The organism is Macrococcus psychrotolerans (assembly GCF_038095555.1).
GTDB lineage: Bacteria > Bacillota > Bacilli > Staphylococcales > Staphylococcaceae > Macrococcoides > Macrococcoides psychrotolerans.
In genome coordinates, this window is the sequence record NZ_CP124591.1 from 350,924 (window position 1) to 364,591 (window position 13,668).

Genomic DNA, 13,668 nt, shown 5'->3' on the forward strand with positions numbered 1-13,668 from the left:
TAATAATAATAAAAAGAAGGAGTTCGTTATGACTACAATAATGAAAGGTGCAGAAAGTTATTATCACCAGGGAAATAATATAGGGATATTGTTATCTCACGGTTTTACAGGGGCGACGTTCAGTATGTTGCCACTTGCAGAAGCGTACAGTAAGGCAGGGTATACGGTATGCTTACCTCGGCTTGCCGGTCACGGTACAAACTTAGAGGATATGGCGGCTTCAACATATGAAGACTGGGTTGAAAGCATTGAAGAAGGACTAACAAAGCTTAAAGAAACGTGTGACACAATCATTATGTCAGGCTTATCCATGGGAGGGACGCTGACGCTTTATATGGCAGCAAAACATCCGGAGATTAAAGCGATTATTCCGATTAATGCAGCGGTTGTTATCCCGTATATGCACGCGGCAGCACATGTGGATCTCGATATTATACCGGGAAACGGTAGCGATATTAAAAAGCAGGGTGTACCTGAAATCGGTTATCAAGATACACCGGTGAAAAGCATATTAGAGATTCGTAAGTTAATGCGTACTGTAGAAGAAAGTTTATTCCAGATTAAATGTCCTGCACTGATTTTCGTAAGCCCTGAAGATCATACTGTACCTGCATTTAATGCGGATCTAATCTATACGTCAATTCACAGTGAGTGTAAACACATCATTGAAACCCCGAATAGTTATCATATGTCTACACTTGATAACGACAAGGAATTCATTATAGAGCAATCACTTTCATTTGTAGAAACAATTATAAACGGCTGATTATTCAGCTGTTTTTTTGTCTGGAAGATTCATCTGACTGATTACCGGGTAATTTCAAATAGGAGGTAATATATGAAACTTACAGTACAGGAACTTTATGATTGTTTATATGATAATCTCGGGCCACAAGGATGGTGGCCGGCAGAAGATAATTTTGAAATTATCATTGGTGCGATTTTAGTTCAGAATACAAATTGGCGCAATGTAGAGCGCTCCTTATCGAATTTAAGAAACGCGACACAGTTCGATCCAGAACGCATATTAAATCTGCATCTTTCTGAATTACAAAGTCTGATCAGACCAAGCGGTTTCTATACGAATAAATCTGCTGCAATTATAGCAGTATTAACTTGGCTGAAAAGTCATGAATATGATTTCAGGGCGATTGATAAGCTATATACAACAGAGCTTCGCAACGAGCTGCTAAAACTTCGTGGTATTGGATTTGAAACGGCAGATGTGTTACTCGTATATGTATTCGAACGTGTCGTATTTATCGCTGACACATATACGAGACGCTTATTCAATGCGCTTGGTGTTCAAAGTAAAAGTTATATGGACCTATATAATAAGGTCACCTTACCTGACACATTTACACCGCTTCATGCTCAGGAATTTCACGGGCTACTGGATGAATTCGGTAAACGTTATTTAACCGCGAAAGGTGTGAAGGGTGCGACTTTTTTAGATGACTACTTCTTATGAGAATATCATCGTCTGCATATTACTTTGTGCAACAATCACAGGCCAGTAGAACGGTGCGTCTTTCCAGCCGGAGTCACTGTGACCGTTCTGTCTGAGCAGTATAACGCTTGGATGTGTTTTACCGAGCTTATATGCCGTCTGCAATTCATCGTGACCTGTGTCTGGTCTGTCAGCAAACCTTTCGTCACTACGTAATCTGCTGATATTACGATTCGTTCTGACGATGACCCATACGAGGTCATCTTCTGATAAGTATTCAATCATCTCAACGTAGCGTTCCATCTGAAATGGTAAATGAGTATAAATAAGTGTCTCATTGATCGCCATCAATATATCACGTACGTGGTGGACAGGGACGAGTACATTTTGGCCGGTATGACGTACAGCATGTTTTTCTAATGCACTGACCATTTTATCGATGCGTTTCATCGCCTGGTTTAACTTCGTTTTGTTGACCGTTTCAAAGCCAACTGGTAAGAATCGTTTACGAGGTCTCACTGTAATCAGTTCAGACATTAACAATTTATTAGGGTTACAAGGGACGATCTCTCCTTGTGCATCTTTCGTTAAGAACTTCACGGTATGATCCTGTTTCATAATCGCTTCGCGTAACCCTTCATCAAAGAAATGCATACGCTGCATCGCACTATAAATTCGGGGTGTCGTATAGAAACGAGTGACCTCCATATCTTCCATCGGACGAGCACCATACATACGTGAATGCTGCAGCACAGTGTCCTGCTGGAACTTACGTGGATCACGGCCATAATAGAAACCGATTAAGTTGCCGACAGTGATACCGCGATCTAATATTTGACCGCCGATAAAGAAGGTCATCGGCGTACGTAGTCTCAGCTCACCATTATAATCGAGCAGTTGAGTGACATCTTGTTCAGAATTGACGATTTCAATTAACAGCTCTTCATCAATTATTGATGACTTCACAGATTCCAGAACATCAGTGAAATCTGGCATATGATTTACAGAATGCTTTAAATCTTCATAAGCGGTATGAACTAAATCACGAAATAATTGAGGATTTTCTGTAATGCTTTCCTTTAACTTCCACTCCATACGACTGACGACATCATATTGCCACACGTGTGCTTTTTTCGTCGTAATCGTATGCATAATAAAGCTGTATTTCGTAATGTGATCATTACTTAGATGTCTTACTTTCGCACCGACGATAAAGTTCATCAGTGCATGACGCAAACCTTCCAGGTTCTTAGAAGTTAACAGATAATCATCTTTCACACGTCTATTATCAGACTTACGTAATATTTCAAGTTCACTTTCATCGATTGCATGATATAAACTGCGCGCTGCAGGTGATTGTTCCTCAAAGTAAAACTTGCCACCAACATACTTATCATGCGTCGGGACGAGGACTGTAAACGCCGGACGCTTCGGCTGATAGCCACGTTCTGCAAGCACGTCAGCATCCGGCTGCAAGTATAACGAGTAAGGCGTTGCTGTAACTTGTAAGTATGCAGCAGTCGGCAACATCGCTTTAATATCATCCAGCTTTGTCGCGATTTTCTTCAGTTCTATTAAATTACGATCCTTATCTTCACTATAAACAACCGACGCATAATCCGCTTCATCATCGATAAACATTACTTTACGCATCTTCATCTCAGGATAACCGATAAAAAACTGTTCAAGTCGCGCCACATTCTTAATTTCTTTCTTCACGATGATGATCTGTTTCTGCTTCAGTTCATACTTACGTATCTTCGGCATATGGATAATATCATGCACAATGACCTTATCCTCATCCATTGCACGTCGAAACTCTGCTGCGACACGCGCATATGTCTGACGGGCAAGCGCATTTGAATTCTTCGTTAATATCACGATGCAGTCGAACACATCATCCAGCGCAAGCGCCATCGTACCGATATAACTACGCGTCTTACCTGACTGGATACGCCCGAGCAGCATGCCTGGACGAAACGTCTCCGTAGAATGCACCTTTAACTGCGCTTTTGTTTGCTGCATGACTTCAATTTCTTCTTCGCTGTAATGATTCAGCTGATTTACACACCCAAAAAAATACCCATCTAATTTCAACTGCACTCAATCTCCTGTTTATTGTATAATTGTATATTCTACTATAAACTTAAACTAAAGACATGAAAGGAGTGTAATTATGAACAGAAAACCATTTTTCTATATTATGATATTCTTCCTGACATTCATATTTGCGAATGTCATTCGAAATATTACAAGCGGTGAACCGTTAGAAAACTATTTAATCTATGCGCTCGTCGGACTGTTCATATTAGCTTCAATCATCTCAGACTTCATTAAGATCTTTATGGATGGAACAACGCGCACGCTTACAATGGGCAGCAGGATAACGGCACTTATGTATGCAGTTATCATCGCACTATCAATTAAAGGACTCACAATGTCTCACGAATCTTTCGACCGTGCAATTTATATTGCATATATTATCTTCAGTGCGATACTGCTCGTCTTAACACTTTATATGGACCGTGTGAGAAGAAAGTCAGAAGCAGTTAAATAAGGAGAGAGGCTTATGATCATCATCGTTATATTATTCTTATTGCTTGGTATTTATATGTTAACCGGACGTGGAGGGTTTCTTATTGCCGGATATAATACGTTACCTGCAGAACAAAAAGCGAAGTATGATGAGAAACGTCTATGTAGATTTGCAGGTGCTGTGTTCATTATAGCTACTATGTGCTTAGTACTTATCGAATATACAGAAGTCAATGAAGTGTTTGGTATCGCAGGATTTATCACTATAATATTGGCATTTGTCATCTTAGTGAATACATCTGATTATTTCAAAAAACGATAGTATGGTGGTTCAAATGAGATATTATTGGCACTGAAAATGGCACTCAAACTAGATTTGAGTGCCATTTTTTTAAGGATTCTTCGATTTGGCCATGAAATTGGCACTGAAACCTTAAGTCTTGAAATATTCTTTGGGCCATAATATTAACATTCATCTGCATCGTAGATTTCTTCGCTACTCATCTAGAGTGAGAAAACTCACTGTACATTAATTAAATACCATACCACCATCAATAATCAATGCTTGACCTGTCATATAATCACTGTCAGGCCCAGCTAAATATGAAACACAAGCAGCAACATCAGCTGATTCAGATAAACGTTTTAAAGCAATATTTTTCGCAAATTGTTCCATTCCCCATTCAAAAGGTTTTTCAGCTTCTTTAGCTGTTTGTTCAGCAATACCGTTCATCATCGGTGTTTTTACCATGCCAGGGCAATACGCATTAACTGTTATCCCTTTATCAGCTAGTCTGCTTATCTTTATAAAGCAGTAGGAAAATTTCATAAAATATTTTTGTAGTAATACTCTAATAACAATTTATTACCGTTATAATAGAATTATATTATACAGACAGATGGTGAATGTGGATGAAGAAATTAATATTCGTAATAGTATTGATACTAATATTATCTGCGTGTAGTCATCCTGAGCAGAAAAAGAGCGATTTAATTGTCTATTCTCCATATCCGGAGCGTTTTATAAATCCAATTATTCAGGATTTCGAACATGCAACAGGTCAACGCGTACAAGTGATTCATGACTCTACACGTAAATTAATAAAACGAATTGAACACACCCCTATGGAGAATCGGGGGCATGTGTTTGTTGGAGGTTCTTTAAGTGAACTTGAAGGCAGCAGAAGTATTATTCAAGGAGAAATCCAGCCATTCATTTATATGCCATCCGTATTTATTGTAAATAAGGATTTGATAGGAGACATACAAGTCAGCAAATATCATGATTTATTGAATCGAGATTTATATAAGCAGTTCAGTTATCCGAATCCGGAACTGACCAATACAGGCTATCAGCATAGAAGTGCTCTGGAGACAATCTATAATAAATCACAATCAGAGAGGGTATTAAAATGTGGTGTAAAGCTGGATAAGACTGCTGATGTAATGGAACATGTGATTTCCGGCAGAAGCTACGTAGGACTGACTTACGAATATACTGCGATGGATTATATTGATGCAGGGTATCCTTTAGAAATTGTCTATCCTTCAGACGGCACCATTATCAATACAGATGGAATTGTCAGAATCAATGGCACTACCCATCCAAAGCGTGATGATTTTATTCAGTATATGCTAAGTAAAGAAGTTCAGCGTCATATTTCAGATGTATTTCATGTCAAATCAGCACGTAAAGACATACCATTCAAAGCGTATAAAGTATTGAAACCTCTGGAAGAAATTAATGTCCTTCAAAGGGGGGAGTAAGATGAACCATCAGCTATATAAGCGCAAAATTCGGCGCACGCTTATTTTGTTTGCGATTCTTCCCGTGTTCTTGCTTACAATGATAGGGCTATTTGCTTATTATGCGATATACATTATGAAGACCGATCATGAGCTGAATCAGGTCAATAAAGCGATGGTCAGTATGATTGAGAACGATAGGAAGCACATCCAGGAGCGATACCGCGACTTTACTAAAAATATCCCGGGAAATACTACGGATATATATCGCACTTTATACGAACGGAGTAATGATAGAAAACAGCACTACATCTTTAAGTTTGAATACGATAAGCTCTATACAAACAACTATGGCGATATCGCGACGATACCTATGTATGAGCAAGATGGGGAGCAATCCCGACTTACTATAAGTGTCCCTGCAAATGTACTTAAAGATGTGATGCATTATCATGACTATCATTATGTAGTTACGGACTTGTATGACAACATATATTACAGTAGTGATGATCATCCTGTAGGTGACAAATATTCATACGATGAACGCATGCAGATTACAGCATTTCATAAAGATGATCAGTTAAAGCTCTATGTATATCAGGATCTGACACAGACAATTGACAGGGGCATCATTTTAATCAGCATTTTACTTGGCACATTCTTTCTTTTGATTATGATTACCATGTATTCCAGCAAACGTCTTGCACATCGACAAACACAGGATATCGACGAAATAATTGCACATATCAGGCAAGCTCAAGTCAGAGCGTTGACCACATACGAGCCTTTAACTGCGCAAAGCGAACTCGAAATCATCAATCGCTATGTATTCGAATTGTCTCAGCTCAATGAACGATTATTAAAGTCGACGAAAGAATCGAACGAAGCATTAAGACAATCACAGCTTAAATCATTGGAGAACCAGTTCCAGCCTCACTTCATCTTTAATACGATGCAGACAATTAACTATATGATAGATACAGATAAGAAAGCTGCTAAGAAGATGATGATCAAGCTCTCCTCGATATTACGTTATGCCTTACGTGTGAAAGAATCTGAAGTAACTTTCAAAAAAGAAATCGATTACCTGGAAGACTATGTGTTTATACAGAATATTCGCTTTGATCAGGCGATTCATTATACGATTGATATTGATGAATCTCTTATGAACCTGCAGACTGATAAGCTGTTGATTCAGCCGCTTATCGAAAATGCAATTAAATATGGAGCGATTGAGAATGGATTGAATATTAAAGTGCGTATTAAACCACTCCGTAATGGCGATATATATATAGCGGTATATGATGACGGTATAGGCATGACCAAAGAAAGGCTAAAAGAAGTAAGGAGCATGATCAAACATTATAAACTTCGAAATATTCATATCGGAATGCAGAACATACATCAGACGTTACGCGTTAAGTATGGTGAACATTACGGTATGAAGGTGTATTCAGCATATAATAATGGCACATTGGTAACGTTACGTGTGAAGAAGGGAGGTACATATGTATAAAGTACTGATTGTTGATGATGAGCGGATGATACGTGAAGGATTAAAGTCATCCATTGACTGGCAGAAACTGATGTTTAGTGATGTATATCTTGCAAAGGACGGCATAGAAGGTCAAGATATGATATTACAGTATGAACCAGATCTTGTCATTACAGATATTAAGATGCCGCGTATGAATGGTATTGAAATGATGGAAGCGACACGTCAAATTGATTATGAGAAGCTGATCTTATCAAGTTATGATGACTTTGAGTATGCTAAAGCAGCGATACAGTTCAAAGTCGTAGATTACCTGCTTAAACCGATCGATGAAGATGAGCTCAATACCTTGCTGCAAACCATCGTAAAAACATTCAAAACAACAAAGCGTACAGTGCCTGAAATATTGAGGCCGGTATTAATGACAGACTTTGATAATTACTACATTAATCAGGCAGTTCACTTTATCAAGGCTAATATACAAGCTGAACTTGATAACGAGATTATCGCGAACGAACTCGACATTAGTACATCATACTTAATGCGTACTTTTAAGCAGTTTACCGGAATAACGATTAATGATTTTATAAACCGTTATCGTGTATATCGCTCGCTTGATCTGCTTGAAAAACATCTTAAAATCTATGAAGTCTCTGAACAAGTAGGCTATAACGAATATAAAGCATTCAACTATAACTTCCATAAATACTTGAAGATGACACCAAATCAATATATGAAATCATAAAAAAAGTCGAGACGCTTGTCTCGACTTTTTTTATGATTTCATCTTACTTTCTAACTTTCTAATCTTTTTTTCTTCCGCTACAGCAACGATACTTAGTAATATCATACCAAGAATCAGCGCCGCATAGAACACGATAAATACATCCGTCCAGCCATGTAATACATATCCAAAGACATTTAATCCCTTACTTTCTGGGTCAGCGATCATCGCTAAACCAATCTTAGCCATCGAGTCACCGAAGAGGTAACCGAATGTACCAGTCATACCGTTGGCTACACTGATCGCACGTTTCGGTACAAATCCTACGAGAGAGACACCGATCAACAGCTGAGGACCGAATATTAATGCACCAAGACCGAACAATGAGGCATTGACCATACCGACACTTGTCGCGTTCTTGTAGAACATTACAACAAACACAATGAGAAACATACACATAATTGCAACGAGTGCACGACGACCTTTCAATAAATCAGAAACGTAACCCCACATCAAGCTTGCAATTAAAGCGCCAATTTCAAAGTAAAAAATAGTATTCACTGCATCTCCTGCATTGAATCCAAGATGCTCAGTCACATATAATGGTGCCCAGTTATCAATACCGATACGCACAATATATACGAATATATTAGAAACACATAGAATCCAGATGATCGGATTCTTAAGGATATATGTCTTGAATATCTCCCACTTCGTCATATCCTGAGATGCAATATTCTCCTCGTCCACAGGTTCTTCGAAGATATCTTCACAGCGATTCCATCCTAACTCTTCAGGATCATCCTTACCGATGAAGAGTGTGACGATACCGATGATTAAAGCGATGATACTAGGGAAGATGAACATTCCGATAACATTACCGTGGAAGAACATGTTCGCACCCCATAATGCAAGACCCCCTGCAATGGCACCACCAATATTATGTGAAGCATTCCAGAAACCGAGATAACGCCCACGCTTTGTTCTTGGGGCCCATCTGGAAATTGTAGAATAACTTGCCGGACCACCGACAGATTGGAACATACCGTTTAATCCCCATAACACAATCAAGAAACCGATCGCTGAACCGAAGTAACTCAGCGTGAATCCCATAATCAGTACAATGATAGACGACATAATCAGTAAGAACGAAATAATACGTTTCGTATTTCTACCATCGATCATGTAACCGATTAATGATTTACCAAGGCCATAAGTGATACTGAATGCAAGACCGATGTAACCGAGCTGTAAAGTTGTGATACCAAGTTCTTCTTTTAACATCGGTTGTGCAGCTTTGAAGTTGTTTCGGATTAAATACATTGACATGTAAGCAAAGAATACAACGAAGAAAGCCTTTAAAAATTGTTTACGCCATTCCTTTCTCTGAACAGGAATAGGGATCCCTTTATTAGGAATCTTCTGGATATCAAAAAAGTTCATAAATACGCGCCTCCTTTTATTTGTCTTCAGTGTAATCAATTATGAAAACGTTTAATATACGATAAAATATTATTTTGTCTGAAGGAGTGAACGAAATGAGCCTTCGATGACATAAAATCCTGTAAATATAAAGGATGCCCTCCCTATAATGAAGTTAAATTTATAGGAGAGGTTGAGAGAAATGACATTAATGATACAACCAGTATTCAAAGAACGCATCTGGGGTGGCAGGCATTTGAAGGAATTTGGATATGAGATTCCGAATGATAAAACAGGGGAGTGCTGGGGTATTTCAGCACATGAGAATGGTCCGAATATGATTGTGAACGGAGAACATGAAGGCAAGACATTAAAAGAGTTGTGGGAAGAAAACACAGGACTATTTGGCGTTCAAACGACAGATAAGTTCCCACTCCTTACAAAGATTCTTGATGCGAATGACGAATTATCAGTGCAGGTCCATCCAGATGATGCATATGCACAAGTACATGAGAACGGAGAACTCGGTAAGACAGAATGCTGGTATATCATCGACTGCGATGAAGACGCTGAAATCATCTACGGGCATAATGCGAAAGACAAAGCCGAGCTGGAGAATATGATACATGAGGGCAAATGGAATCAACTTTTTAATTCCATTAAAGTCAAACCAGGGGACTTCTTCTATGTGCCTAGTGGAACAGTTCATGCAATCGGTAAAGGCATCCGTATATTAGAGACACAGCAGAATTCGGATACAACATACCGCATCTATGATTATGACCGTACGGATAAGGACGGTCATAAACGCGAGCTGCATATTGAGCAAAGTATTGATGTAATTTCTTTTAATGAAGATAATTCAGGCACAGAAGCGGAAGTTACTGAAGTACAGGGAAATGTCATTAGAACATATATCTCTAACAGTTTCTTTACAGTGAAACAGCTACTGATAGAAGACCATTATGAATATACGAAACAACAAGACTACACATTGATGAGCGTGCTATCAGGTGAAGGAACGCTAACTGCTGACGGACAAGTCTATACAATCAGAAAAGGCGATCATTTTATTCTGACGACTGAAGATAAGGAAATTAAGCTCCAAGGTAAACTCGATATTATTGAGAGCTATGTATAGTATTTAGGCGTATAAATAATGCGTTGACCTTTTGAAAACACTAATGTATGATTAATATCAACTAAATAACTTATACAGAGAGATGGAGGGAATTGGCCCTGTGAAATCTCAGCAACCGGCGTTTGCACGGTGCTAAATCCAACAGGTGATTCCTGAAATATGAGTGTAGACTTTATACCCTTCTTTTTCAGAAGGGTATTTTTTTTATGGAGGGATAGATATGTCAAATGGTTTCAGAAGAGGAATGGAAGCACGTCATGTGATGATGCTGAGTTTCGGAGGTGTCATCGGCACAGGGTTATTCTTAAGTACAGGGTACACATTACAGCAGGCAGGGCCTATCGGAACAGTGGTGAGCTATGTTATTGGTGCACTGCTTGTTTATATCGTGATGAAATGCATGGGTGCTCTAGCAGTAGCACACCCCGATGTTGGAGGATTTCATACGTATGCGAATATTTATATTCATCAGTCGATAGGGCATGTCGTTGCCTGGAGCTACTGGCTATGCTGGACGATTGCGCTGGGATCCGAAATAACTGCGGGTGGTATCTTATTTCAGAAATGGTTTCCGGATTTTCCGGTATGGTTGTTCAGTCTGGTATTCATCCTCGTGATTGTCGGGATAAACTTTACGACAAGTAAGATGTATGGTGAAACAGAGTTCTGGCTATCACTGATTAAAGTAATTGCCATCATTGCGTTTATTATTATTGGCTTATTAATATTATTCAATGTCGTACCGTCTGACTTAAAGCCGGTCACTTCAAGTGAGAAGCTATTTGATGTACCGAATGGATTATTCGGCATCTTTATTACGATGCTTGCGGTAAACTATGCGTTCAGTGGGACGGAGCTCATTGCGATAGCAGCGGGAGAGACGAAGCATCCTGAGAACGTAATACCGAAAACCATTCGCTCGACAGTATGGAGACTCGGGTTACTATTTATCGGGACCATCGTGATCATGGTCTTACTCTTACCAACGGATCAAGCGAGCTTACTCGAAAGTCCATTTGTTTCGATATTGGATAGCGTCGGAATTCCTTATGCCGGAGATATTATGAACTTCGTTATATTGACGGCATTGCTGTCAGCAGCAAATTCAGGACTTTATGCATCCAGCAGAATGTTATGGAGCCTATCAGAGCAAGATAATGTATTACCAATCGCAAGAAAGCTGAATAAGAACGGTATGCCGGTTAACGCGACAATCATTAGTTTAGCTGGAGCATTACTCAGCCTGTTATCAAGTGTGATTGCACCGACGACTGTCTATTTAGTACTGGTCTCTGTTGCAGGATTTGCCGTAGTCGTTGTATGGATGAGCATCTGTGTGGCGAGGTTCAATCAATTAAGAAGAGAAGGTGTTACACAACGTACAGCATATATCCTACCGGTAGCAGGATTTGCATTATGTCTTATTTCTACAATCGGCGTACTCTTTGACCCGAACCAAAGACTTGCGACACTGATTGGATTACCATTCTGTATTATCGTCGGACTAATTCATTATTTCCTGAAGAAGAAAGGGGCACATATTCATGCAGCTACGAGATAAGTTACAGCAAGACATCGTAATATTAGACGGAGGCTTTGGAACGACTGTAGAACAATTCGGATACGATGTGAAACACGAACTATGGTCATCGAACTTAATCCAGTCCCATCCGGAAGCGGTGTATAAGGTCCATAAAGCATTCGTAGATAGCGGTGCAGAGATTATACTGACCAATACGTATCAGGCATCTGTACAATCATTCTTAAATATTGGCATTGATAGAGAAACAGCACGCACATATTTAGCGAAAGCGGTGGAACTCGCAACGCGCGCAGCAGGCAATCGAGCAATCGTTGCAGGATCACTTGGGCCGTATGGTGCGATGCTCGGTAATGGCTCAGAGTATACAGGGGACTATGAAGAAACTGAAGCTGATTATATTCAGTATCATAAAGAACGACTAGATATACTAATCGAAACAGGTATAAGTGTCTTTGCGTTTGAGACCATCCCTAACATAGAAGAAATTAAAGCAGTGAGAACACTGCTGCTTGATTATCCACATATTGAGACATGGATTTCAGTGACACTGAAAGATCATGATCATCTGTCAGATGGCACACCACTTGAAGCAGTGATTGAAGTAGTGAATGAGATTGAAAATGTATTAGCATTCGGTGTGAACTGTACGAGCGTGAACGTCATCGATGCAGCAGTGGATAAGTTGATCACACTAAGTGACAAGTCGTTAATACTCTACCCTAATAGTGGACGTCAATATGATGCAGTTCACAAAGTATGGATTGATCGGGAGGATGCATCGCTTGTTGAAGCGGCACCACGCTGGAAAGAAAAAGGAGTGAAGATTATCGGCGGATGCTGTCAGGTAGGGCCGGGGGAGATAAAGGAACTCGGGACTGCTTTAAAATAGAAGTTAATATACAAATAATTAAATATAATAAAGAAATAATAATAGTGTATCTTGATAACCTTATTTTGTATATAATAATACAAAATATACAAAATAAGGAGAATATCATGAAACGTTTGAGAAATTTATTTATTGCACTGATTGCTGTACTTTCAATAATCAGTATTTCAACACCGGCAAATGCTGCAGGATACTACTATAAGTACAATGGGTATAGTGGTAATAACTATCAATTTGTAAAGTCTAAGGCATTTATTAATGCGGTGAAGAAGGGTAAAGTCACTGTTAATGGAAAGACGGTTGTCAATAAGGTACCTATGGAATCAGTCGACAAATCATCAGAGACAATAATGACGTATAGTCTTGAGAACAAAAAGATTAAATCGAAATATATTCAAAGAAAGTATGATAGCGTATTCTTCCTGAATGATCATCTAAAGACGTACGCAATTATAATGCCCGTTAAAAAAGGTAAGATTACGAAACAACAATTTATCAAAATGTATGGTAAAAACTATGCTGAAGTGCAAGTAATCGATAATGAAATAAGTGTATATTATAAATTCAAAAATCATTACTTTGAAGGTGCTTTTAATAAAAAGAATCAACTGATTGCTGTCTCGATGAGTTCGCATATTGGCGGACAATTCGGCAAAGAATTTGACCAAATGATATTTGGGAAATAATATGAAAATGCTGCAGTGTCTATGCTATAGATCTGCA

Annotated in this window: 13 protein-coding genes, 1 pseudogene and 1 riboswitch; of the genes and pseudogenes, 11 read left to right on the plus strand and 3 right to left on the minus strand. The window is 38.9% G+C overall.

All coding sequences use genetic code 11. The features are described 5' to 3' along the window. Window positions 1-28: 28 nt before the first annotated feature. Entirely contained in the window at window positions 29-766 is a 738-nt protein-coding gene (locus QA539_RS01865) for an alpha/beta hydrolase (protein ID WP_419895329.1), read from the plus strand. A gap of 72 nt (window positions 767-838) precedes the next feature. After that, window positions 839-1,471, plus strand: coding sequence for an endonuclease III domain-containing protein (locus QA539_RS01870; protein ID WP_086038067.1), 633 nt, complete (start codon window positions 839-841; stop codon window positions 1,469-1,471). Here QA539_RS01870 and QA539_RS01875 read toward each other — a convergent pair. Beyond that, entirely contained in the window at window positions 1,466-3,553 is a 2,088-nt protein-coding gene (locus QA539_RS01875; protein WP_419895330.1) for a Z1 domain-containing protein, read from the minus strand. The genes QA539_RS01870 and QA539_RS01875 overlap by 6 nt on opposite strands. A 73-nt stretch (window positions 3,554-3,626) precedes the next feature. Between QA539_RS01875 and QA539_RS01880 the strand changes: the two genes are divergently transcribed. Together QA539_RS01880 and QA539_RS01885 are read left to right on the plus strand one after the other, a co-directional pair. Beyond that, the gene (locus tag QA539_RS01880; protein WP_419895331.1) at window positions 3,627-4,007 is read left to right on the plus strand and encodes a hypothetical protein; all 381 of its coding nucleotides are present in this window, start codon (window positions 3,627-3,629) and stop codon (window positions 4,005-4,007) included. A 12-nt stretch (window positions 4,008-4,019) separates the two neighbouring features. Then, window positions 4,020-4,307, plus strand: coding sequence for a DUF3784 domain-containing protein (locus tag QA539_RS01885; protein ID WP_283722470.1), 288 nt, complete (start codon window positions 4,020-4,022; stop codon window positions 4,305-4,307). 207 nt (window positions 4,308-4,514) lie between these two features. Here the strand turns inward: QA539_RS01885 and QA539_RS01890 are convergent. Beyond that, window positions 4,515-4,778 (minus strand): annotated as a pseudogene (locus QA539_RS01890) (SDR family oxidoreductase); the annotation flags it as partial. Window positions 4,779-4,897: 119 nt separating this feature from the next. On the opposite strand from QA539_RS01890, the gene QA539_RS01895 reads away from it, so the two are divergent. From QA539_RS01895 to QA539_RS01905, 3 genes are read left to right on the plus strand one after another with little or no spacing between them, the layout of a single operon-like run. After that, the gene (locus QA539_RS01895) at window positions 4,898-5,752 is read left to right on the plus strand and encodes an extracellular solute-binding protein (RefSeq protein ID WP_419895332.1); all 855 of its coding nucleotides are present in this window, start codon (window positions 4,898-4,900) and stop codon (window positions 5,750-5,752) included. Window position 5,753: 1 nt separating this feature from the next. Beyond that, the gene (locus QA539_RS01900; RefSeq protein ID WP_325885615.1) at window positions 5,754-7,247 is read left to right on the plus strand and encodes a sensor histidine kinase; all 1,494 of its coding nucleotides are present in this window, start codon (window positions 5,754-5,756) and stop codon (window positions 7,245-7,247) included. Beyond that, window positions 7,240-7,971 (plus strand): response regulator transcription factor, encoded by a 732-nt coding sequence (locus tag QA539_RS01905; protein WP_283722474.1) that lies wholly within the window; start codon window positions 7,240-7,242, stop codon window positions 7,969-7,971. Before QA539_RS01900 ends, QA539_RS01905 begins: the two co-directional genes overlap by 8 nt. Before the next feature lie 30 nt (window positions 7,972-8,001). Here QA539_RS01905 and uhpT read toward each other — a convergent pair whose 3' ends face one another. After that, a complete protein-coding gene (gene uhpT / locus QA539_RS01910) occupies window positions 8,002-9,393 on the minus strand; it encodes a hexose-6-phosphate:phosphate antiporter (protein WP_325885617.1) in 1,392 nt (463 codons plus the stop codon). Between the two features lie 181 nt (window positions 9,394-9,574). Here uhpT and manA point away from each other — a divergent pair, with 181 nt between their 5' ends. The 4 genes from manA to isaB all read left to right on the plus strand — a co-directional run bounded on the left by manA (window position 9,575) and on the right by isaB (window position 13,631). Beyond that, entirely contained in the window at window positions 9,575-10,513 is a 939-nt protein-coding gene (gene manA / locus QA539_RS01915) for a mannose-6-phosphate isomerase, class I (RefSeq protein ID WP_325885618.1), read from the plus strand. Between the two features lie 67 nt (window positions 10,514-10,580). After that, a riboswitch (SAM riboswitch) is annotated at window positions 10,581-10,679 on the plus strand. 54 nt (window positions 10,680-10,733) lie between these two features. Then, window positions 10,734-12,074 (plus strand): amino acid permease, encoded by a 1,341-nt coding sequence (locus QA539_RS01920; RefSeq protein WP_283722476.1) that lies wholly within the window; start codon window positions 10,734-10,736, stop codon window positions 12,072-12,074. Continuing rightward, window positions 12,058-12,945, plus strand: a complete 888-nt coding sequence (mmuM, locus tag QA539_RS01925; RefSeq protein ID WP_325885619.1) for a homocysteine S-methyltransferase — start codon at window positions 12,058-12,060, stop codon at window positions 12,943-12,945. Before QA539_RS01920 ends, mmuM begins: the two co-directional genes overlap by 17 nt. 107 nt (window positions 12,946-13,052) lie before the next feature. After that, on the plus strand, window positions 13,053-13,631 hold the full coding sequence (isaB, locus tag QA539_RS01930) for an immunodominant staphylococcal antigen IsaB family protein (RefSeq protein WP_283722478.1): 579 nt from the start codon (window positions 13,053-13,055) through the stop codon (window positions 13,629-13,631). Window positions 13,632-13,668: the final 37 nt, after the last annotated feature.